Origin of the sequence: Paenibacillus sp. BT-177 (assembly GCF_025846815.2) — a bacterium.
In the GTDB taxonomy this organism is placed as follows: Bacteria; Bacillota; Bacilli; order Paenibacillales; family Paenibacillaceae; genus Paenibacillus; species Paenibacillus polymyxa_C.
This window is the reverse complement of sequence record NZ_JAOYTP010000007.1, coordinates 142,391-164,054: the sequence shown is the minus strand read 5'-3', so window position 1 is coordinate 164,054 and position 21,664 is coordinate 142,391. Positions and strand designations below refer to the sequence as shown.

Sequence of the window (21,664 nt, the reverse complement as noted above, 5' to 3'; positions counted from 1 at the left end):
ATGGACTGTGAATTACTTTTAGTTTCAAATTTAGGACCTGAAACATTAAAGAGAACAATTTATAACATAGTAAGTGAGACAGTTAAAGATAAAGTAACTAATTACGAAAACTTTTCTCGTCTTAGCTGCAGATATTTCACAATTGATATTGAAACAGAAGATATTACTAGCATTGATTTTTTAAGAGAAGAATACGGCATGAAAATAAATACAGAAATTAGTGTTCAATTGTTTGGGAAAACATTTTATGAAGGACTGGAGGTCTTATTTCAAACTATTGGGAAGATTTTAAAGAGCTTTAATCCTGATATGGTGTTTTTGGAAAATGGTACAGATCAACTATTTAGAAAAGAAAATGATACTGTAATTGTAAACACAAATTTAGACCAGTATCAAAAGAACTATCTATCTAATAGAATAATTGATTCGCTAAAATATCCATATATTGAAAAAGATTTATCTAACTAAAATAAATTTACAATGTCAGTTCAGGAAATTATCAATGAGTCTGATGAAGGTATAGCTAATTATGGACTTCATTCTCACGAAGAGTTTGAAAAGTATATAGCTAAACAAAAGTATCCGAGTGAAAATGTATTTTGTGTGCCATTAAAAGGTATAGATTATAAAGCATTGATTATTTCAGAGGGAACAAGCAAGTTTGTTGATTTAAAACTTGGTTTATATATGCTTGATAGAGAGTATGATATCTTCATTTATTAGAGAACAGAATTAAGGTTTGAAGATATTGGTAAATTTTTACAAGGCGAAGATTTTATTAAATTCAAATCAGAGCTTTCTGAACATAATCCTAGTAATCTAAAAAAATGAATTTATTCTAAGTAACCTCCCCCAGTAGTTCTGAGCATCACAATACGCCAAATTGTGGATTTTCCATGCCATGATTCGCCTCCATTTGAAAAACCCGCTCATAGAGCGGGTTTTTGCTTTTTAGTAGGATCGATTGCGGACTAAGTATATTCCAACTCTACAAACTCCGATTATCCAAATCATTTGATAAAATCATTTTTATTATGGGAGCGGCCTTTCCAAGTCATAATAACTGCTTTTATTCTGAGCAAGGAAGGATTCAATTCGATCCATTGTCCGTTCCGATATCAATCCCCTTCTCAATATTAATTTCAGAAATATACATTGAAAATAACACATGGGATGGTTCTTTCTGTAAACAAAATATCTATTCTGGCCGATACATACATAAGATGGGTTATTGTTAAATATGCCCTTTTGCTTTTATATTTTGAATTAATACTTATCTTTTTTACGAAGAAGGGACTAACCCTATGAACTATATGGACGAGCATATTTTAAGTCTTAAAAATAAGCTTAATTATGATGTTGCATCTAATAACGTAAATACGAGTCTTTCTCAAACTGTTATTTCCGAACAGGATCACTCCGTTTCTGAGAAAAATTTGGCGTTACGTTTAGGTGATGAGCTCATTCCGCTGGAATTAAGGGTGATTTTGGACGGAGAAATTGAGGTTAGCGTGCCGAAATCCTTTAGCTTGATGCCACTGGAGCAGGCCAAATTTAAATATCCTTCGGTGCATCGTCCAGAGGTCATTTATACCTCGGAGGATGGAACGGTGAATATCACCTTTAATCGGACAGAATCCACTTTGGCAGACGAGGAGCTTTCTGATTTTGTGGAGCAAATGGCGGACACTTTGCGAGCTGTACAACCGATCCGTAACTGGTTGGGCACTCAAGTGATCGTAAATCATTGCGGTCTGTCCATTGGAGTGATCCGTTTTATAGCTGCAGGCGTGGATACGAATTTGTACAACGAAATCCTGCTGTTCACCCATGCAGGACAGGTGATGATGGGGACGTTTAACTGTACGGAATCGGACATGGAGGTATGGATACCTGTAGCGGAAAACACAGTGCAGTCGCTTCATGCAGTTTCATTACCCTTACAAACTACGCTTGAGAAAGGAGCGGATTCGCTATGAGTCTGGGCTACGATAATATCCAAATCCATCCCTACGAGTTGGTTGAGCTGGAGCAGCTTACCCTCACGAAGAAAATCAACGAGCATACTCGGCTCTATTTTACAGGGATCATCCCGGAAGAGATGCAAGACAGCTATGTGGAAACAACGGAAAAGAACACGGTGATTGAGGTAAGCCAACGCAATGAATCGGGTGAAAGTAAGCCGCTATTCAGCGGGATTGCGCTATCGGTCGAAGTGAAGGTTGTGCGGGATGTGTACTATCTGGAGGTAGAGGCGATTTCCCATACTTATCGGATGGATATTCAGCAACGCACCCGTTCTTTTCAATATACCAAAATGACGATTCCTCAGATGCTGGAGCAGATTGGTAAGGATTATGAAGGGTTGGATGTGATTGATGGAGCGACAGGTGGAGAGCCCATTGGACGGATTGCCATTCAGTATCAGGAAACGGATTGGGCTTTTTTAAGACGCATGGCTTCCCGCTATCATACGAGTCTGATGCCTGTGGCGCGTTTTGACAGTCCTAAACTTTATTTTGGCATTGAAGACAGCCCTGCACAGACCGTGCTAGATCATACCCGTTATACGGTACGCAAGCAGATGCTGCCTTTTCGCTACTTTCAGGAAAATGAGCAGGCGAAGGTGAACGAAAATGATTTTATTTTTTATGAGGTGGAGACAGACGAGGTGCTGGATCTGGGCGCTCAGTTGACCTTTCAGGGACACAGTTTGTATGTCATTGAGGCTTATACGGAGATGAGGCAAGGGCTGTTGCGGCATCAATATGTGCTTGCCTCGTACAAAGGCTTACGGCAGAAAGGCTATTATCAGGAAAAGCTGGTGGGTGCTTCATTAGGCGGGGTGGTCGTAGACGTACGTCAGGATCAGGTACGTATCCATCTGGATTGCGACGAGAAGCAGGCGGTCAATCAGGCGCATTGGTTCAACTATTCGACGGTATATAGCGGCGGGGGACATACAGGCTGGTACGTAATGCCGGAAAAAGGGGACCCGGTTTCACTCTATTTTCCGGGCAGCCGTGAAGAGGATGGGGTAGCAGGCAGTGCAGTCCGACGTGCAGACAGAGGGAGCGGACATAACAAGCTTTCCAATCCGCAGATGAAAATATGGCGAACACCTCATGGAAAAGAAATTCGTTTGGGACCGGATGAACTGGTCGTGACGGGTAAAGATGGCGCTATTTTTATCAAGCTGGACGACAAGGAAGGCATTCATATTGTGAGCAATAAACAGGTAAGTATCTCGGCGGGAGGTAATCTGAGCCTGTCGGCAGGGAAAACGATGAATTTGTCCGCAGGCAGCGAGCTGCGTATGGATTGCAACGGCAGTCATATTCAATTGAGTGGGTCAGCGGACATGAAGGGCAGTGAAGTGAAGTCGAATTAGCCTATAGGGCAGCGGATGACTGGCGTCAGCCTGAAGATATAAATTTATGAAGAGCTTTAGGTGGTGGTTGAGTACAAATGGAGAAGCCTATTGATGAGTTAGAACCGCAATGGCGAGCTATATTGAATCAGGCGTGGTATCTCATCCGCAGAGACTGGGCGCTGAAGTTCAAGGTAACGCAGGAGCAACGGATTCAAGCCTGTGTCGAAGAGTTTCGGGGATATTGCCAGCACATTCGGCAAGAGCAGCTTCAAGGAAGAAAGGAAAGGATCGGTTATATCACATACTCCATGCTACGTACCACATGGCTGGAAGAACGGCCTGCTTATCTCGTAGAGGCTTCCGATGCTTTATGGATGCTTGATCCACAGCCGATCCATTTTGAATGGAACACAAGCTGGGCATATTCCTACTGGACCGATTTGCAGCAGCAATTGCGAAGGGAGGTAGAGCAGCAGCAAGTTTCTCTATCAGAGCTTGAATGGGAGCAGGTTATGCTGGAGGCAGCGGTACACATTCATGCGCTCGTTGTGAATGTGGTTCGCTTGGCGATGAAACAGGCTGTGTGCTTACCGGAGTTTCAAGAGATGGAGCGAGAAGAGACGTTCGAGATTCGTGTGGGTGAATATTTGGATCATAGTGTATCGGTATATCGAGAAGATCGCAGAGCCATGGAGGCGAATGAGATTGGGTCGTGGTTGGATGAAAAAGAAGAACATGCGTACAGCTATCAGGCGTTGACCCAAGTTCAACTGTCGGACGGAGATTATAGTCAGTTGGATTTCCGCTATACGGCTTTTCACCAAATCGGAATGGAACATAGTCGCTTGTATGGCTGTGTCCTGGTAGGAACGGTGTGGCAGGAAAGTCAGTTAAATGGAATCGATTTGACATACAGCTTGCTTCATGGAGCCAATTTTAGCGGATGCTCGATGAAAGGGGCCATATTGGATGTCGTTATGGGTAACGCCGGATATGGATCAGATGCTTCATTGGATTGGGAGGCATTGGGTTTTGCTGGCGTAGATTTCACAGGGGCGAGCTTGCAGGGAGCCCGTTTTCATGATGCACAGTTACGAGGAGCCATTTTTCAAGAGGCGTTACTACAAAAAGCGTCCTTGGACGGGGCAGACCTCACGGATGCCTGCTTTGTTGGAGCAGATGTGACAGGTGCATCCTTTAAAGGGGCCTGTTTGATCGGAACCGATTTTACGGGTGCAAACGTACAAGGAGTCATTTTTACCGATGAGCAGCGTAGAGGAGCCATTGGTTTGGAGTGGTCTACACAGGTAAGGGATGCTGTTAGCAAAAGGGAGTGGCTGCATTGAGATATTTTCGACTGATGATAGACGAGCGGGTAAAACATCGGGTGGAGCCTGCTGCGCTGTCTCCTTTGCAAGTAGAAGATATCCTGACGGAGGCCGAGGGAGAGCAGCAGGATGATCCTCTTTTTTTGGCTGTACATACCGATCCACAAACAGTGTACCCGGATTTTCTGGAATTTCCCCTGCCGCTGGTGTCTGATCGGATGAAAGTATTATTGGAGAAATATATGCCGGGACTGAAATGGAAAGTGGCCATCCTTACCAATTTCCAGCAGGCCAGACAGGAGGTATACTGGTTGCTTCGTCCGCCGATGGTGGACTGTTTGTCCGCACATACGGAATGGTATCCCAATGGTACGTTGAAGCGTTTGATACTGAGACAGGGGGAGATAGAGCCCCCTGTTTTTCGGATTGAGGGACTGATCGAACCTCATATCTATATTCATTTGGCCGTTGCAGAAAGCCTGCTGCGCCGATCTTTTACAGGTATTCGAGTGCAAAGAGTTGAGATAGAAGCACTAAGGAGGATGGGGTAAGTGGGAGAAGCCCAGGTAAGATCGGGAACGGGTGCAAAAAAAGCTATGTCGTGGCAGGAGCGATCTTAAGTTGTAGTTATGGCACACAACCTGCCCGTTTGAAGAGACCTTTTAGCCATGGCGTCTACGTAAAAAATAAAGCACAAATGAACATTGGAGATTACGTTCCAGGAGTGAACATTCAGTCTTTTGGAAATTGCTCCAGTCCTTTAAATCCGGCCGTGCAGGCCAGTGAGATGGTGGACATCTATGGCGTGAAAAAGGCTCCGTGTGTTCCAGTTCTGACCATGCCTTGGCTGAATGGGAAAAGTGATGTGAAGATCGAGGGACAGCCGGCTTTGACACAAAACTGTACCCATCAGTGTCTGTATTGTGGTCATATCCAAATTGAAAATGATGGACAGGAGCTGGACTAAGAGTCTGTTTCAAAGCTGTTGGGTTTCGAATTGTATTTGGGACGTGTATACAGTTGAACTGAAGGCTGCTTCGTATTCGTACCCGATGGATATCCAGATAAAGAAGCGATCTTATCAGGATATCCATCGTACCTACGATGGTCTGGTCACTGCGATGGTACAAAAATACCAGTATTACCAGCATGGAGATAGCATTGATATTAGGGGGAGAAGCAACTCAAGGATTCATTTTCTCCTCTCTTTAATAAAGGGTTGACAAGAACAATAAAATATTATATCTTTATATCAAGATAAATAAATTAAAGATAAAACAACAGCAAATTTTGAATAGGGAGGTATACACATGATTGCGATTTTAGAAAGAATTAACCAGTTGGCAAAAAAAGCAAAAGAAGTTGGGTTAACTGAAATTGAAAAAACGGAACAAATGGATCTTCGCAAAGAATACCTTCAAATCTTTCGAGGCTCTATCAAAAGCATACTTTTGAATGCTACGATTTATGATCTGAATGGAGATGATGTTACTCCTGAAAAATTAAGAAAAGAACAGGCTCAAATCGTTAAGCCATGAATTTAATTTTGTCTAATATCTCTAATTTAAAAATCTTTAAATAATAAATAATAACTATGGAGAGTGATTTTATGTTGGCGAGTGGATTGTTGTTGATACGTTTGGTGGTTGGATTGCTATTCGTGGGGCACGGGGCTCAGAAGCTTTTTGGCTGGTTTGGTGGTTATGGTCCAAAAGGTACCGGTGGTTGGATGGAATCAATCGGGATCAAGCCCGGAGTATTGATGGCCGTGGCCGCTGGATTGATGGAATTGCTGGGAGGAGCTCTATTTGCTGTAGGACTGCTTACTCCACTGGCAGCATTGTTGATTACGATGACGATGCTTGGAGCGATTGTCAAAGTACATGGTCAAAACGGGATCTGGGCCACCGCTAATGGCTATGAATATCCGCTGGTTCTTATTGCTGTCGTAGTCGGTATTGCGTTGATAGGCGCAGGTCCATATTCCATTGATGCAATACTTCATTAATACATGAACCTAAGTCATTAAAAATTACCAATGATGAAAAATAGGGATTTCTACGATTAAAGGAGGATTTTATATGTCACTTCAAACTACAGGTATCCATCATATTACAGCTTTTGCTGGTAATCCGCAGGCAAATGTCGACTTCTATGCAAGTATTCTTGGACTTCGGTTAGTGAAGAAAACAATCAACTTCGATGCTCCTGAGGTTTATCACTTGTATTTTGGTAACGAGGCAGGAAGTCCTGGAACGATTATTACTTTTTTCCCGGCACCAGGAACCCCCAAAGGGCGAGTCGGAGGCGGTCAGGTGGGCATAACCTCGTATGTGGTACCGCCAGGTTCACTTGATTTTTGGCAGCACCGTTTGCAAAGCTTTGGTATTGAAGTTACGAAAACAAGCCGTTTTAATGAACAGTATCTTCAATTCGAGGATAATGAGGGCCTACGTCTTGAGCTTGTTGAACGTGCAGAAGGAGCGAACAGTACTTGGTCTTACGATGGCATTTCGGCTGATAACGCCATTAAAGGGTTCGGAGGCGCCGTACTATTTAGCGTCAATCCACAGAAAACGATGGATGCATTGGAGAGCATACTCGGATTTACGAAAATCGACGAAGACGTCGAATATGCTCGTTATCAGTCCGCTGGAGAAATCGGCAACATTGTGGATGTTCCGCTGGTCAAAATGGGCTTAGGCTTTGGTGGAGCAGGCACGGTACATCACATTGCATGGCGCGCAAAAGATTTCGAGCAACATGAAGACTGGAGAAGCACAGTCCAGCATTATGGCTATCAGCTGACCCCAATCATCGACCGCCAATATTTTAATGCGATATATTTCAGAGAAGCGGGCGGCATACTATTTGAAATTGCTACAGATCCACCGGGATTTGCTAACGATGAACCTGCGGAATCTTTGGGGCAGAAATTAATGCTACCAGAGTGGTATGAACCGCAGCGGGCTCAGATCGAGGCAAACCTGCATCCTATTGAAGTGAGAACATTAACAGATAAACAAAAGTAAACGAAATAGCTGCTGTTTTGCATCCAGATAAAGTCACATAAATCCACAATCTCATTCGATTGTGGATTTTTCATTCGATGAATTACCTCCTGAAAATGAAATCCTCCGCAATTAACCTATATTTATGATTTGACTAATCTAATATACGACATTATCTATCCAAGACAGAACCTGCTTCCAGGTATATATCTCATGACCTTCCGCCCTCTTGTTATTACACCAGCTTTTCAGACTTTACTAACATTTCTCGTAACACACGAGCGACTCGGCTTTTCCGGTTCTCAGCTTTCTTTTGTATCGCTCGTAATGATTGTTGGTATGCTGGGGTGTTGTTGTGATAATAAAACTGCTTGGCAGCAATGCGTAGTGTCCTTCTCAACAACATAGCTGATGAACGTGTTAACCTGGAACGGAGTCCCCTGCGCAATACTCGTAGCGTATTTTTGTAGGTCTCAAAATCCTCGGATGGAGGAATTAGAGCGAATAAATTTAACGAAGAGTCATTGAACCCGTAAGTTTCATACATGATTCTCAGATTTTCCGTATTTAAAACGTTACCTCTAAGATGGGTTGGATGTTCCTGATGATATCCGACCAGCTCTTTGATGCAATAAAAAGGGATTTTTAAGCGATGCAGTCTATAGCCAAGGTCCCAGTCTTCGAGTCCGTACAGCACAAACCGTTCATTAAAACCTCCAATACGAATTAAGTGGTTGCGTCTGATGGCCACACAACGAGTTACTAGCATCATCCAGGGAGCTACGTCCGTTGAGGCAAATTGTTTCTGCGTATTGGGAGGAACCCTTGTGGGACTAACGACTTTAGACAGTGCACCTGTTTGATGAAGGATATCTTCTGGCGTTATGACCGGGGTAATTTCATTCGCTGTTTCAAAGTCAGGATTCCATAAGCCGGATTGTGTAAGTATGCTCCGACAATGTTCTTTTTCTTCCACAGAAAAATCAGGGTGATAGTGGGTAAATGCATCGTCCCACGAGTGCGGAATGCCTGAAAGCACAGATTTGGGATACTTGCGGTGATAACGGCTCACGGTTTTAATGAAATGAGGCAGCACCAAAAAGTCAGCGTCACAGAAAATGATGTATAGCCCTTTTGCTCGGCGCAGTCCCAAATTTCGAACGGCAGATCGACCGCGTTGTTCAGGGTGTGACACATAGATAAGGGGATAGGATGCTTTGAAGCCTTCGACCATTTCTTTCGTTCCGTCTGTAGAACCATCATCAGCTACAATGACTTCGAATAGTTGCTTCGGGTAGGTTTGTGATTCAAATGAAGCGAGTGTGAGCAACAGCTGCTGGGCGCGATTATAGGTTGGAATGATGACGCTGTAGCGGATAGCCAATGTGATCTCCCCCCCACCATTCTAATTAGAGAACCTTTGAACGAGATAAATAATAACAATGTATTCAAGGATTTTAGCCTGGTCTAGTCAAACAACCCACAAAGTTCGAAACAGGCTTGGTCCTATGCGGATGTTAATGTGGAAGTGCTGTATTTTTTGCTGATTTGCAGATATGTTTCAGTGGTGTGATGTATATGTCATGGTAGCATTATGCATAAGGATGTAAAGTAGAAGGGACACAAACAAACATGAGATGAAATGGGCATGTTTATGGTAAACTATATGGAGTTATAGAAGACCTGAAAGAGGAGTACTATATGACACAATTTGTCTATAAGCAAATTATTGACGATCTTAAAATGAAAATTTTCGCTGGAAAGTTTGCAGATATGAGATTGCCAGATGAACGTAGTCTTAGTGAGACTTACCAGGTTAGTCGTAGTTCCATTAAACGTGCTCTGACTAAAATGGAGAGTGTCGGAATTATTTTCAAAAAACAAGGTTCCGGGACATTTATTAATCCCTTATACATAAGAAATGAATCTATCTTTAACTACGAGGGCTCTAATCTAGGAGTTACTGATAATTTTCAAATGCATGGCAAAAAGCCAAAAATCAAAGTATTGAGTTTTGAGGTCATTCCACCGACAGAAGAACTACAGCGCGATTTGTTCTTGGACACTCATGATTTTGTTTATAAAATCGTTCGCTTGCGTCTGTTTGATGATGATCCATTTATGATCGAAACGGGCTATATCCCCATTAAAATTGTCCAGGATTTAAATCAGACCATTATTGAGGGTTCCATTTTTAATTATTTGGAGGACTCGCGGAACCTGGCCGTCACCAAATCCTTTTTATCTATTTTTGCAGAACCGTCTGAAGAGAATGATCAAAAGCTACTGCAATTGAAAGAAAATGAACCCGTAGGCATTATGGAGGGTGTTTTCTTTTTGGATAACGGTACCCCATTTGAATTTTCGCATATGCGATTTCACTACAAATATTTGAAATTTAATACCTTTGTATCGGTACACTAATGAAAAGACTGGAGAATTCTCCGGTCTTTTTTTATAGTTTTGAAAAAGGATTAGAGTCTGCAAACTCTTCATTTATCACAAATTTTATTGGTTTATCCTGCTATATATTTTAATGTAAGAGCTTTTTTACTGTCTTTTTAATTTATATTTCATAGTATGTTCAAAATTTCACAAAATTGGACCGTATCACTTGTGAAAAAGGTTGAATTAATTCAGCGTAGCGTTATGATGTACATGTAGATGAAATTTCCGGAAATAAATTACAAACAATATTACAAACAAAATTACTAGGGAGTGGACACCATGGCTTTATCACCCGTGTTAGAAGATTACTCGTCTAAAACATATTTGGAAAAACTTGATGCATACTGGCGTGCAACGAACTACATTTCAGTAGGTCAGCTTTATTTAAAAGACAATCCTTTGTTGAGAGAACCTTTGAAAGATTCGGATGTAAAGGTTAAGCCTATTGGACACTGGGGCACGATTCCAGGCCAAAACTTTATTTATGCTCATCTTAATCGTGTTATTAATAAATATGATTTGAACATGCTTTACATTGAAGGTCCTGGTCACGGCGGCCAAGTTATGGTTTCAAATTCATATCTTGATGGAAGCTACACCGGAATTTATCCGCAAATCACGCAGGATATCCCAGGTATGAAGAAACTGTTCAAACAATTTTCATTCCCTGGCGGTATTGCTTCACATGCTGCGCCTGAAACCCCTGGATCTATCCATGAAGGTGGGGAGCTGGGCTATTCCCTTTCTCATGGTGTGGGTGCTATTTTAGATAATCCGAATCTGATCTCGGCTGTTGTTATTGGGGATGGTGAAGCTGAAACGGGTCCATTGGCCGCTTCGTGGTTCTCTAACCGATTTATCAATCCAATCACGGATGGCGCAGTGCTGCCGATCTTACATTTAAATGGCTTCAAAATTAGTAACCCAACGATTATGTCTCGCCAATCAAAAGAAGAGTTAACCTCGTTCTTTAAAGGTTTGGGTTGGGAACCATTCTTTGTTGAAGGTGAAGATCCTAACCACATGCATCCAGAAATGGCGAAAGTATTGGATACTGCCATCGAAAAGATTGAAGCTATTCAAAAGAATGCGCGTGAAAATAATGACCTTACTCGTCCGGCGTGGCCAGTGCTTATCTTCCGTTCACCTAAAGGCTGGACAGGTCCAAAGGAATGGGATGGCGTGCCGAATACAAATTCGTTCCGTGCCCACCAGGTTCCAATTCCGGTTGATCAAAAAAATATGCAGCACGCGCCTGCTTTATTAGAATGGCTGAATAGCTATAGACCAGAGGAATTGTTTGACGAAAACGGTCGGTTAAAAGCAGAGATTGCTAAAATTTTGCCTACTGGCGATAAACGAATGGGAATGAATCCTGTTGCGAATGCAGGTAGCCTTATTAAAGACTTGAAATTGCCTGATTTCCGTAACTATGCGTTGGATAACTCCACGCCTGGTAAAGTGATTGCACAAGATATGTCTGTGTTAGGTAAATACGTTAAAGATGTGGTTGTTTTAAATGAAGAGAATCGTAATTTCAGAATCTTCGGGCCTGATGAAACGATGTCTAACCGCTTGGCTCCTGTTTTTGAAGTAACCAAACGCCAATGGATGGATCAAATTATTGAGCCTAATGATGAGTTCTTGTCATCTTATGGTCGTGTCATTGATTCCCAATTGTCTGAACACCAAGCTGAAGGATTGCTGGAAGGTTATGTGTTAACAGGCCGTCATGGTTTCTTCGCAAGTTACGAAGCCTTCCTGCGTGTGGTTGACTCGATGATCACTCAACACTTCAAATGGTTGCGTAAAGCAACGGATCAAGGATGGCGTGCAGACATCCCATCATTGAATGTTGTAGCTACTTCAACGGTCTTCCAACAGGATCATAATGGGTATACACACCAAGATCCAGGTTTGTTAGGTCATTTGGCTGATAAGAAACCAGAATTTATTCGTGAGTATCTGCCAGCTGACGCCAACTCTCTGCTAGCTGTTTTTGACACCATTTTAAATGACCGTCAAAAGATCAATTTGGTTGTTTCGTCCAAACACCCACGTCCACAATGGTTCTCTGCTGATGAAGCAAAAGAATTGGTAGACAAAGGGTTAAAGATTATTGACTGGGCAAGTACAGATCAAGGCGGAGAGCCTGATATTGTCATCGCTTCTGCTGGTACAGAGCCAACGATTGAAAGCTTAGCTGCGATCTCGATCTTGCATAAAAAACTGCCTGACTTGAAGATTCGCTACATCAACGTAGTAGACTTACTGAAGCTGAGAAGCCAAAAGTTAGATCCTCGTGGATTATCTGACGCTGAGTTTGATCAATTTTTCACAAAGGACAAGCCAGTCGTATTCGCTTTCCATGGTTACGAAGGTCTGATCAAAGATCTGTTCTTTGACCGTCATAACCATAATCTGCATGTACATGGTTACCGTGAAAATGGCGATATTACGACACCATTTGATATGCGTGTATTGAATCAAATGGACCGTTTTGACTTGGTGAAGGAAGCTGTTCTAAGCTTACCTAACGCTGGAAAGTACGCAAATATTGCGGATGAAATGGATGCAATAGTTAAGAAACATCATCAGTTCATTCGTGAAGAAGGTATTGACTTGCCAGAGGTAGAGAACTGGGTATGGGAAGGCCTGAAATAAAAAAGTATAGTACATTTCAGCTTTGTGTTGGACAACCAAGCAGTCAAGTATGAGCTGGAATATATGATTTGGTAGTAGTATAGATGTGCCTGACCCCTTGAATTCAAGTATGATTTCAACGGGGATCAGGCACTTTTTGATGTAGCACACTGAGAATTTAATAGGGAAGTCACGAGCAAGTGGGTAATAAGTATATGGGAACCGAATGGTTCACTGTATTTTGTCTGAATATTGAAGAGGTGTTATGGTATAAGAGAATAGGAGAGGAGGCTGTTAATATGAACCATCAAATTCCAGAGAAGGTATTGAATGATGGCACTAAGGTGCCTGCCATTGGATTTGGAACTGCTGGGTTGAAGGGTGCAGATGGAGTAAAAGTGATAACCAGCGCGATTGATGCGGGTTACCGTCTGATTGACACAGCTTTTAACTATGAAAATGAGGGCGCTGTCGGGAAAGCTGTCCAGCAGAGTTCAGTACCGAGAGAAGAATTGTTGATTTGCTCCAAACTTCCAGGTCGTCGACATGCATATCAGGAAGCCATTGTCACGATCGAAGAGTCACTATATAGAGGCGGTTTGGACTATTATGATCTGTATTTGATCCATTGGCCAAATCCCAAAATCAATCGGTATGTTGAAGCCTGGCAGGCATTGATTGAGGCGAAGAAGCGGGGCTATATTCGTTCGATCGGAGTCTGCAATTTCCTGCCTGAGTATAATGAACGTTTGATTCGGGAAACAGGTATCACGCCGAGCATCAATCAGGTTGAATTGCATCCATTGTTTAACCAGGAGCATCAGCGTGCAAAAGATGCTGAACAGGGCATTGTGACGGAATCGTGGAGCCCTTTGGGTCGCGGTCACAGCATGATGGAAAACGAAGAGATTGGGAAAATTGCTGCTGCTCATGGCAAAACCGCGACACAAGCGATTTTACGGTGGCATATTCAACTAGGAGCGATCCCGATTCCTAAGGCCTCTTCTGTAAAACACCAGAAGGAAAACCTGAATATTTTTGATTTTGAGTTGTCGCCTGAGGAAATGAACGTGATTTCGGCGCTCAGCAGGGAAGATGGACGGCTATGGGGGCAGGACCCCAATTCCTATGAAGAGCTATGATCTACAAGAATGAATGAGAAGGGTTCAAAAATCTGTGGAAGGTTTTTGAACCCTTCGCTTTTAGTGATAACCGAAAGCATGCGATAGGGTCCATATATAGCTATGATGAATGATGAACATTTTTAATAGGATTTGATGTATGATATGGGGGAATGTAGTCCTTTCGAAGGAGGTCATCATGGGGATTTTGTCAAGGTTTAGGGATATTATGAAGATGAATATCAACGCCTTAATGGATAAGGCGAGTGATCCGGAGAAGACGATTGATGATTATATGCAAAATCTAAATAGTGATCTGGGCAAGGCGAAAGCGGAAACGGCCTCAGTGCTGGCTGATGAGAAAAGAGCGAAAAGAGCACTGGATGAATGTAGAGCTGAGATCAAAAAGCTCCAGCATTATGCAAGTAAGTCTGTAGAAGCAGGCGATGAAGAGGAAGCCCGAAAGTTTCTGGAACGTAAAATTTTGCAGGCGGAGAAATTGGAATCGTTACAGACATCCTATGACTTAGCTTCGGCAAACGCCGTACATATGAAACAAATGCAGGAGAAATTGGTGTCCGATATAGGGCAACTGGAGTTGCGGTGTGCCGAACTTAAAGGGAAGCTGGCGATCGCCAAAGCACAGCAAACATTGAATTCTATGGGCGACCATGATTCTGTTTTCGAGGCCTTGGAAGAAAAGGTGAACAGGGCACATGATGAAGCGATGGCGATAGCCGAGCTCCGAACAGGAACGAAGGACGACCTGGATGCGTTATTCGCACAATATGAGAAGAGTACCAATCCAGAAGATGAGCTGGCTGCAATCAAGAAGAAAATCAATCCCAAAGAATCATAATAGTTTCTACATGAAGAGGTGAGCAGATGCCGGTTATCGAATACAAATGCCCCAACTGCGGCAGCGGCATGGTCTTTGACAGTGAGACAGGAATGTTATCTTGCCATAGCTGCGGAAGAGAGGACAACATCGATACGATTCCTGATCCTCTGACTAATCGTATTTTTTCAGAAGATGAGGCCCATGAGTATCATTGCAATAACTGTGGAGCAGTGATTATGACCGAAGTGGAGACGAGTGCAACGGTGTGCAGCTTTTGTGGTTCTGCCGTGGTGCTGGGTGATCGACTGACTGGAGAGCTAGCTCCGGCGCAGGTTATTCCTTTTTCGATCAGCAAGGAAGAAGCCATAGCTGCATTCAAAAAATGGTGCAAGAATGGCCGTCTGACACCGAACCGATTCATGATGGCCGACCGAATCAAGGGAATAACCGGTATGTATGTCCCCTTCTGGTTATATGAATTACATAATCATATTGAGGTTCAAGGTGAAGGTATCCAAGTGAGAACCTATACAAGCGGAGATTACGAATATACAGAAACGAAGCATTTTGATGTATATCGGAAAATCCGTTTGAATTATGTGAAGGTTCCGATTGATGCTGCGGAGAAAATGAATGACGAGCTGATGGATAAATTGGAGCCTTTTCCCTATGATCAGCTCAAGCCTTTTAAAACACCATATCTAGCGGGTTATATTGCGGAAAAGTATAGTTATAACGAAGAAGAGCTTTTCCCGCGAGTAAAAGACAAAGTGAAGGAATATATTGATGCTTATATTCAGTCTACGGTGTCAGAGTATACGTCCGTGAGTTACACGGAAAAGCAAATTGATACTACATTAAAACAAGCGGATTATGTCCTGCTCCCGGTATGGGTCATACACTATGACTACAATCAATTGGAGCATACGTTTGCGATGAACGGTCAGACGGGCAAGGTAGTTGGTAAACCTCCGATTAGCAAGTTCAAAGTGACAGCTTGGTTTGCAGGCATTTTCGGCATAACTCTCTTTTCATTAAGGTTAATCACTTGGCTAATCATGGGAGGAGAATTCTATTGAAAAAATATAGAGCCATTGTGGCTGTTTTGTTGTTCTTTGCCGCCTTTCTAGCGGTTCCTATGGAAATGAAGGGCGAAGCAGCAACGACAGAAATGAAGCCATTGATTTTTGATGAGGCGGGGCTGCTTAATCAGGAAGAGTATGATGTGTTGAACACTATGGCTAACCAATACGGAAACGAAAGAGAAACAGACATTATTGTTTATACGACCAACAACCCCGACAATATGGATGTTATGAAAATGACGCAGGATTTTTATGATGACCATGGCCCGGGTTATGACAGGTCTCATGGAAATGCAGTCATTTTAACGATGGATATGAGGAATAGAGAGGTTTATTTAGCTGGCTTTTACAAAGCAGAACGGTATCTGGATGACGACAGGCTTACTAAAATCCGGCATGAGATTACCCCGGATCTGACGAACGGTAACTATGGGCTTGCATTTCAAAAGTATATTCTGGGCGCGCACAAATATTTGGCCATCCGCCCAGGCGTGAATCCGGACAGCATATTTTTCAAAGGCTGGCTTCATTTGGCGGTTGCGCTGGGATTGGCGTCTATTATTGTAGGTAAGATGGTTTCGAGTTCCGGCGGTCGGGTTACGGTAAATCGGCAGACCTACGAGGATGCAAGCACGTCAGGGGTTCTGGCACATCAAGATCTGTACACTCACACAACGACAACGAAGCGGAAGATTGAAAAGAGCAGTAGCAGCAGCTCATCAGGCGGAGGAGGCGGAACCACCAGCGGCGGTCATTCGCATAGCGGCAGCAGAGGATCATTTTAATGGAAGGGATGGATACAGCACATGGGGTTCTTCAGGAATCAATTTGCAAATGTTGTTGAATGGGAAGAATTTAGGGATGATATGATTTTTTGGAAGTGGAGCAATCGTGAAATTAAAAAAGGCAGTAAATTGATTATTCGCTCCGGCCAGGACGCCATTTTTGTAAATAACGGCAAGATCGAGGGCATTTTTGAGAATGAAGGGTCATATAACATGGACTCTGATATTATTCCATTTCTATCGACATTAAAAGGATTTAAATTCGGCTTTAACAGTGGCATGCGGGTGGAGGTCTTATTCGTTAATACGAAGGAGTTTACGGTCAAATGGGGAACACAAAACCCGGTTTTGATCCCTACTCCCCAACTGCCAGGCGGGATGCCGATTCGTGCCAACGGCACATTTAATTTTAAAGTAAACGATTATGTTACGCTTATTGATAAGATTGCCGGGGTAAAGGACAGTTATCTTGTTGAGGATGTGAAAATACGGATTACTTCGGTGTTGGAACAGTTATTGATGAAGTGGATCAGCCGAGAAGGCAAGGATATGTTTAATCTACAGGCAAATGCTTCTGATATTTCGAAGGGCATTCAGGAAGATCTGGATATGCAAGTGATGGACAACGGTATGACGATTACAGGGTTTCATGTGATGAGCTTCAATTATCCTCAAGAAATCCAGGATATGATTACAAAGACAGCTTCTCATGAAATGATCGGTAATCTACAAAAGTACCAACAAGTGACGATGACCGACGGTATTGCATCGGGAAATGTAAAAGGCGGTGGTGCTGCTTCGGATATGGCGAGTATGATGATGGGCATGAATATAGCGAATGAAATGATGAAAAACTTGAACCCAAGCCAGAAGCCCCCGGCTGAGACTCAGCCTGCATCCGATGCTCCCACTCCTTCGGGTGGCGGTAAAAGACCTAATTTTTGTCCGAATTGTGGCACAAAAAACGAGGGAGCTAACTTTTGTCCGAATTGTGGACAGAAATTGAACGGGTAGCCATAGCGAACCGCTGAACTGTTTCCTTTCAGGAAATTGCCGACTGGCTAAGTAATTCTATGAACCAAACAGCAGTTGTTGCAGAGTATTCTCTGTGATGACTGCTTTTTTAATGTAGATTGTTCAAGCATTTTCTTTATAAATCCGATTTATTGGATTGAAAAAGGTACACAAGATAAGGTACTATAGCTATATAGTACGTATTTATATTAACTAATTAGTTATTACATTAATAAAATATAGATATAGGAGCCATAAAGATGACCAAATTCCAAGATCAAATCATTGCGCGGTACAAGTTTGATGATGCAGAGAATGTCGGCAAGGATAGCTCTGGACAAGGTAATGACGGGATTGCTTCAGGCACAGCAGCACCTACGATCTCCCATACTACCGGAAGAGCGGCTTTGGCACTTGAGGGAGGTCCCAACGGAACATCTTATATTCAGCTACCTTCTGATCTGTTTAAAGATGTAAGCGATAACACTGGTGTTACAGTGACGGCTTGGGTAAACTTCGGCAGATTCACGGATATGTGGGAACGTGTTTTTGACTTTGGTAAATCTCACACGGGTCCTTATATGTTTATGACACGGAATCTGCGCGGAACTCTTTTCACTGAGGTGGATTTGTCCGTAGACCCAGGAAGAGGCTTTGTCAGGGATGAGTGGATGCACATCGCCCTGTCTGTAATCGGCACAAAAGGCGGTACATTAAGCAGTGCGGGACCGGTGGTATATGTTAATGGTGAAGTGGCAGCAGACGGTTCCATTAGCCAAACCTCCAGTGGTAACTATGCCAAGCTGCGCAAATGGTTCGAAACATTTGCAGATACGACCAACTATAGTAACAATTTTATCGGTCGTTCCCAACATGCAGCCGATGTAGACTTTGCTGGCTTGGTTTCGGATTTCCGAATTTATAAAGCAGGCTTGACGGCGGATGAAGTCATTGAGGTCATGTGCGATTCATTGACAGATGAGGAGATTGTGAAGCTTGCCCGCGATAAGTATTTATCATTTCCGACGACGATTATAACCAAAGACATATCTCTACCAACGGTTCTGATGGGTGGAAGAGTAGAAGTGACTTGGAAATCCAGCCAACCTAGCATACTCTCTGACAATGGACAGGTTCAGGCGATTACTTCCGCAGAGGGAGTCACCGTTACGGCTCTCTTGACCAGAGGTTCAAGTCGGATTGAAGAAAGCTTTGAAGTATCCGTTCTCCCAGAACAATTGCCTCCATACACGCTGACTATTCATGGGAATAAAGAAGTTATGGATGTCAGCGAAGTGATGTACGGCTTATTCTATGAGGATATCAATAACGCCGCAGATGGCGGGATATATGCAGAACTTGTACAAAATCGCTCATTCGAATCCTTCGAGTTTGATACGTATTCCCATGCTTCGGGTGAATGTGGATGCTCTACAGGACGGAATCGCAATCCGCTATTCGCCTGGTCTGGTGATACGGACAAGATGACTCCACAACATAGCGGTGGATTAAATGAGTTTTTGGGCGCAAAAGACAAGGATGTGAACTCTTATTATGTGACGGTAGCGGATGGGGCAACGATCCGGAACAAAGGCTTCTCCGATTCTAACCAGAATTGTGCCATGTCCATCCAAGAGGGTGCCAAGTATGAGTTCACCATCTGGGCAAAGGCCGATTCGACGGGTACCATCACACTGCAACTTCAAGACTCGAAGGAAAAGGACATCAGTGATTCGGTAACCGTACAGGTGGAAGGTGGCAGCACGTGGAAAAAATACGGGGTCGACTCCAAGCTGGTGCTGACAGGTACAGCTACGGTGCTGGGACAGCTGGCACTTACATTTGAAGGGGACATTTCCATTGATATGGTTTCCTTATTCCCACAAGATGTATGGGGAGCAGGAGAGGAAGAGCAGTCCCTGTCGGCACACGCCAACTATCAGGGCAATCCGAACTACCGATTGAGAAAAGATCTGGTGAACGCACTGGTTAGCATGCATCCGAAGTTTTTGCGTTTTCCAGGTGGTTGTATTTCTGAAGGATCATTTATATGGGAAAACGTATACGACTGGAAGGAATCCATTGGGGATATCGAGCTGCGCAAGGAAAACTTTAATGTATGGGGCTATATGATGACCATGGGTCTTGGTTATATGGAATACTTCCAGTTGGCAGAAGACCTGAATGCAGCTCCGCTTCCGGTTATGGCCTGTGGTGTGCTTTGCCAAGCCCGCTCGGATTATGCTCATCCGGCTGGAGGCGCACTAAGAGAATACTATATCAAGAATTTTACGGATCTGATCGACTTTGCGATCAGCGTTGATTTTGAACATAATGAATGGGCCGCCATGCGTAAAAAAATGGGCCACGAAGCACCGTTCGATCTGCGTTATCTGGGCGTGGGCAACGAAAACTGGGGTACAGAGTTCTTCGCCAACTTTGAGGTGTTCAAGACATCAATTGATGAGTACATGGAGAAAAATTATCCGGGATATGAACTGCATATCATCTCCACGGTTGGCGCTCAAGCAGACGACGATGCTTATCAGCAGGGCTGGAAGTTCCTGAGCGGTAATATGAAGGGCTCAGCCAAGGTTGCTTTTGCAGACGGTAACCAGGTGACGGAAGAGACTGTAACCTGGTATGAAAAGCAAAAAGACTATATGGACACCATTGCCGATGAACACTATTACCGTTCTAATGAGTATCTGTTGAATAATGTGGACCGCTATAATTACTACTATAGAGCTTATAACGCGGATGGCAGTGTCAACTGGAAAGAAACGTCGAAGGTTTTTGTTGGGGAATATGCCTCGACAGATAAAAATACATTGGCAGGCGCAGTAGCAGAAGCAGCAGTGATGACGGGCTTCGAAAATAATGCCGATGTCGTCCGGTTGGCTGCCTATGCGCCGCTGTTTAACAAAGTCCTGACGGACGGAACTTACAGATGGACACCGGATTGTATCTGGTTCGACGACGAAACCGTGTGGTTTACACCAAACTATTATGTGCAGCAAATGTATGCCCAATATTTGGGCGATAAAGTATTGGCCACTTCGTTCTCTACTTACAAAAATGGCAAGCCGATCGACCTCATTCCTCAGGGTGGAATCGAAATCGCGACAGGCAACGCCGAGGTTGTAGTTAAGCGTGTGACCGTTACCTCCAATAAGGACGGCAGTGTACTGCTGGATCAAGATTTTACTAAGAAATTGAATTCATTATGGAATGTTATTCCTGGTTCCGTAGGATCTACGTTGGAGGAAGGCAAGGGGCTTGTCCTCAAAGCCCAAGATAGCGGTCTGAATGGCTTGTACATCTTGAACGACAGCTGGAACAACTACAAGGTAGAGGTGGTTGCTTCTCGCCTTTCCGGCACGGATGGTTTTTATGTGGGTGCAGGCCTCACGGATATTACCACTGAGAAAAAGAACGTCATCGAATACGCGATTGGCTATGGCGGCAATGCTACTGGCGTGAAGGTTTACAAGCAAGGCATAGAAGGCTATACCATGGGTGATTACTCTTCCAGTACAGCGGCGGGCAACCTGAGAGCAGCGAGCTATGAAGAGTTGGCCGACAACACCGACTACACCATCACGGTGAACTATGGGGGGGAAACGGGCAACAACCTGATTTGCTCCTACACCGACGGCAAAACTACCAGTAAAGTGCTGGACTACAAGCTGGAGGCTTACAACAGAGACGTGTTTAATTCGGTGACCCAAGATGCTGAACATGTATATGTGAAGCTTGTGAATGCCGATAACGTAGATAAGGCAACACAGCTGAATCTGGAAGATTTGAATGTTGAATCCAGTGCCAAGCTGATTACACTAACCGGCGATTCCTCGCTTGTTCATGTACCTAACGTGAATAAGAAAAATGATGAAAAGGTAGTGCCTACCGAACAGCAGGTCACACTTCATAGGGATTCTGTCCTCTTACAATTACCGGCTAACTCGGTAAATGTATTGGTACTGGATCTTAAAGCGTAAACAATTAAAACCCG

19 protein-coding genes are annotated in these 21,664 nt (G+C 43.5%); 18 read left to right on the top strand and 1 reads right to left on the bottom strand.

Annotated features, from left to right (window positions below):
* The 10 genes from OIU26_RS19840 to OIU26_RS19795 all read left to right on the top strand — a co-directional run bounded on the left by OIU26_RS19840 (position 1) and on the right by OIU26_RS19795 (position 7,733).
* Positions 1 to 468: a hypothetical protein gene (locus tag OIU26_RS19840; protein WP_039276509.1), complete on the top strand. Its 468-nt coding sequence runs from the start codon at positions 1 to 3 to the stop codon at positions 466 to 468.
* Between the two features lie 12 nt (positions 469 to 480).
* Complete coding sequence (locus tag OIU26_RS19835; protein WP_153795464.1) at positions 481 to 723, top strand: hypothetical protein; 243 nt, start codon at positions 481 to 483, stop codon at positions 721 to 723.
* A 581-nt stretch (positions 724 to 1,304) separates the two neighbouring features.
* Positions 1,305 to 1,979 (top strand): hypothetical protein, encoded by a 675-nt coding sequence (locus OIU26_RS19830; protein ID WP_264217775.1) that lies wholly within the window; start codon positions 1,305 to 1,307, stop codon positions 1,977 to 1,979.
* Positions 1,976 to 3,391, top strand: coding sequence for a contractile injection system protein, VgrG/Pvc8 family (locus OIU26_RS19825; RefSeq protein ID WP_264217774.1), 1,416 nt, complete (start codon positions 1,976 to 1,978; stop codon positions 3,389 to 3,391). The genes OIU26_RS19830 and OIU26_RS19825 overlap by 4 nt, the downstream gene beginning before the upstream one ends.
* 77 nt (positions 3,392 to 3,468) lie before the next feature.
* The gene (locus OIU26_RS19820; protein WP_264217773.1) at positions 3,469 to 4,719 is read left to right on the top strand and encodes a pentapeptide repeat-containing protein; all 1,251 of its coding nucleotides are present in this window, start codon (positions 3,469 to 3,471) and stop codon (positions 4,717 to 4,719) included.
* Between the two features lie 14 nt (positions 4,720 to 4,733).
* On the top strand, positions 4,734 to 5,252 hold the full coding sequence (locus tag OIU26_RS19815) for a hypothetical protein (RefSeq protein WP_264217795.1): 519 nt from the start codon (positions 4,734 to 4,736) through the stop codon (positions 5,250 to 5,252).
* A 50-nt stretch (positions 5,253 to 5,302) separates the two neighbouring features.
* A complete protein-coding gene (locus OIU26_RS19810) occupies positions 5,303 to 5,668 on the top strand; it encodes a DUF4280 domain-containing protein (RefSeq protein ID WP_436449176.1) in 366 nt (121 codons plus the stop codon).
* Between the two features lie 343 nt (positions 5,669 to 6,011).
* Positions 6,012 to 6,239 (top strand): DUF896 domain-containing protein, encoded by a 228-nt coding sequence (locus OIU26_RS19805; protein ID WP_264217772.1) that lies wholly within the window; start codon positions 6,012 to 6,014, stop codon positions 6,237 to 6,239.
* Positions 6,240 to 6,310: 71 nt separating this feature from the next.
* The gene (locus OIU26_RS19800; protein WP_016820138.1) at positions 6,311 to 6,709 is read left to right on the top strand and encodes a DoxX family protein; all 399 of its coding nucleotides are present in this window, start codon (positions 6,311 to 6,313) and stop codon (positions 6,707 to 6,709) included.
* A 73-nt stretch (positions 6,710 to 6,782) separates the two neighbouring features.
* Complete coding sequence (locus OIU26_RS19795) at positions 6,783 to 7,733, top strand: ring-cleaving dioxygenase (RefSeq protein WP_264217771.1); 951 nt, start codon at positions 6,783 to 6,785, stop codon at positions 7,731 to 7,733.
* Positions 7,734 to 7,947: 214 nt separating this feature from the next.
* Here OIU26_RS19795 and OIU26_RS19790 read toward each other — a convergent pair whose 3' ends face one another.
* The gene (locus OIU26_RS19790) at positions 7,948 to 9,096 is read right to left on the bottom strand and encodes a glycosyltransferase (RefSeq protein ID WP_264217770.1); all 1,149 of its coding nucleotides are present in this window, start codon (positions 9,094 to 9,096) and stop codon (positions 7,948 to 7,950) included.
* Between the two features lie 317 nt (positions 9,097 to 9,413).
* Here OIU26_RS19790 and OIU26_RS19785 point away from each other — a divergent pair, with 317 nt between their 5' ends.
* The 8 genes from OIU26_RS19785 (at position 9,414) to OIU26_RS19750 (ending at position 21,650) form a co-directional block, all read left to right on the top strand.
* The gene (locus tag OIU26_RS19785) at positions 9,414 to 10,136 is read left to right on the top strand and encodes a GntR family transcriptional regulator (RefSeq protein ID WP_016820141.1); all 723 of its coding nucleotides are present in this window, start codon (positions 9,414 to 9,416) and stop codon (positions 10,134 to 10,136) included.
* Positions 10,137 to 10,439: 303 nt separating this feature from the next.
* Positions 10,440 to 12,824, top strand: a complete 2,385-nt coding sequence (locus tag OIU26_RS19780) for a phosphoketolase family protein (RefSeq protein ID WP_264217769.1) — start codon at positions 10,440 to 10,442, stop codon at positions 12,822 to 12,824.
* Between the two features lie 278 nt (positions 12,825 to 13,102).
* The gene (locus OIU26_RS19775; RefSeq protein ID WP_264217768.1) at positions 13,103 to 13,945 is read left to right on the top strand and encodes an aldo/keto reductase; all 843 of its coding nucleotides are present in this window, start codon (positions 13,103 to 13,105) and stop codon (positions 13,943 to 13,945) included.
* 178 nt (positions 13,946 to 14,123) lie between these two features.
* Positions 14,124 to 14,783 carry a PspA/IM30 family protein gene (locus OIU26_RS19770; protein WP_264217767.1) on the top strand — a complete coding sequence of 220 codons (660 nt, stop codon included), beginning with the start codon at positions 14,124 to 14,126 and terminating at the stop codon, positions 14,781 to 14,783.
* Positions 14,784 to 14,809: 26 nt separating this feature from the next.
* Positions 14,810 to 15,844 carry a TFIIB-type zinc ribbon-containing protein gene (locus tag OIU26_RS19765; protein WP_264217766.1) on the top strand — a complete coding sequence of 345 codons (1,035 nt, stop codon included), beginning with the start codon at positions 14,810 to 14,812 and terminating at the stop codon, positions 15,842 to 15,844.
* Complete coding sequence (locus OIU26_RS19760; protein ID WP_264217765.1) at positions 15,841 to 16,635, top strand: TPM domain-containing protein; 795 nt, start codon at positions 15,841 to 15,843, stop codon at positions 16,633 to 16,635. Before OIU26_RS19765 ends, OIU26_RS19760 begins: the two co-directional genes overlap by 4 nt.
* Positions 16,636 to 16,656: 21 nt before the next feature.
* Positions 16,657 to 17,649: an SPFH domain-containing protein gene (locus tag OIU26_RS19755; protein ID WP_264217764.1), complete on the top strand. Its 993-nt coding sequence runs from the start codon at positions 16,657 to 16,659 to the stop codon at positions 17,647 to 17,649.
* A gap of 260 nt (positions 17,650 to 17,909) precedes the next feature.
* The gene (locus OIU26_RS19750) at positions 17,910 to 21,650 is read left to right on the top strand and encodes an alpha-L-arabinofuranosidase C-terminal domain-containing protein (RefSeq protein WP_264217763.1); all 3,741 of its coding nucleotides are present in this window, start codon (positions 17,910 to 17,912) and stop codon (positions 21,648 to 21,650) included.
* The last annotated feature ends 14 nt before the right edge of the window (positions 21,651 to 21,664 follow it).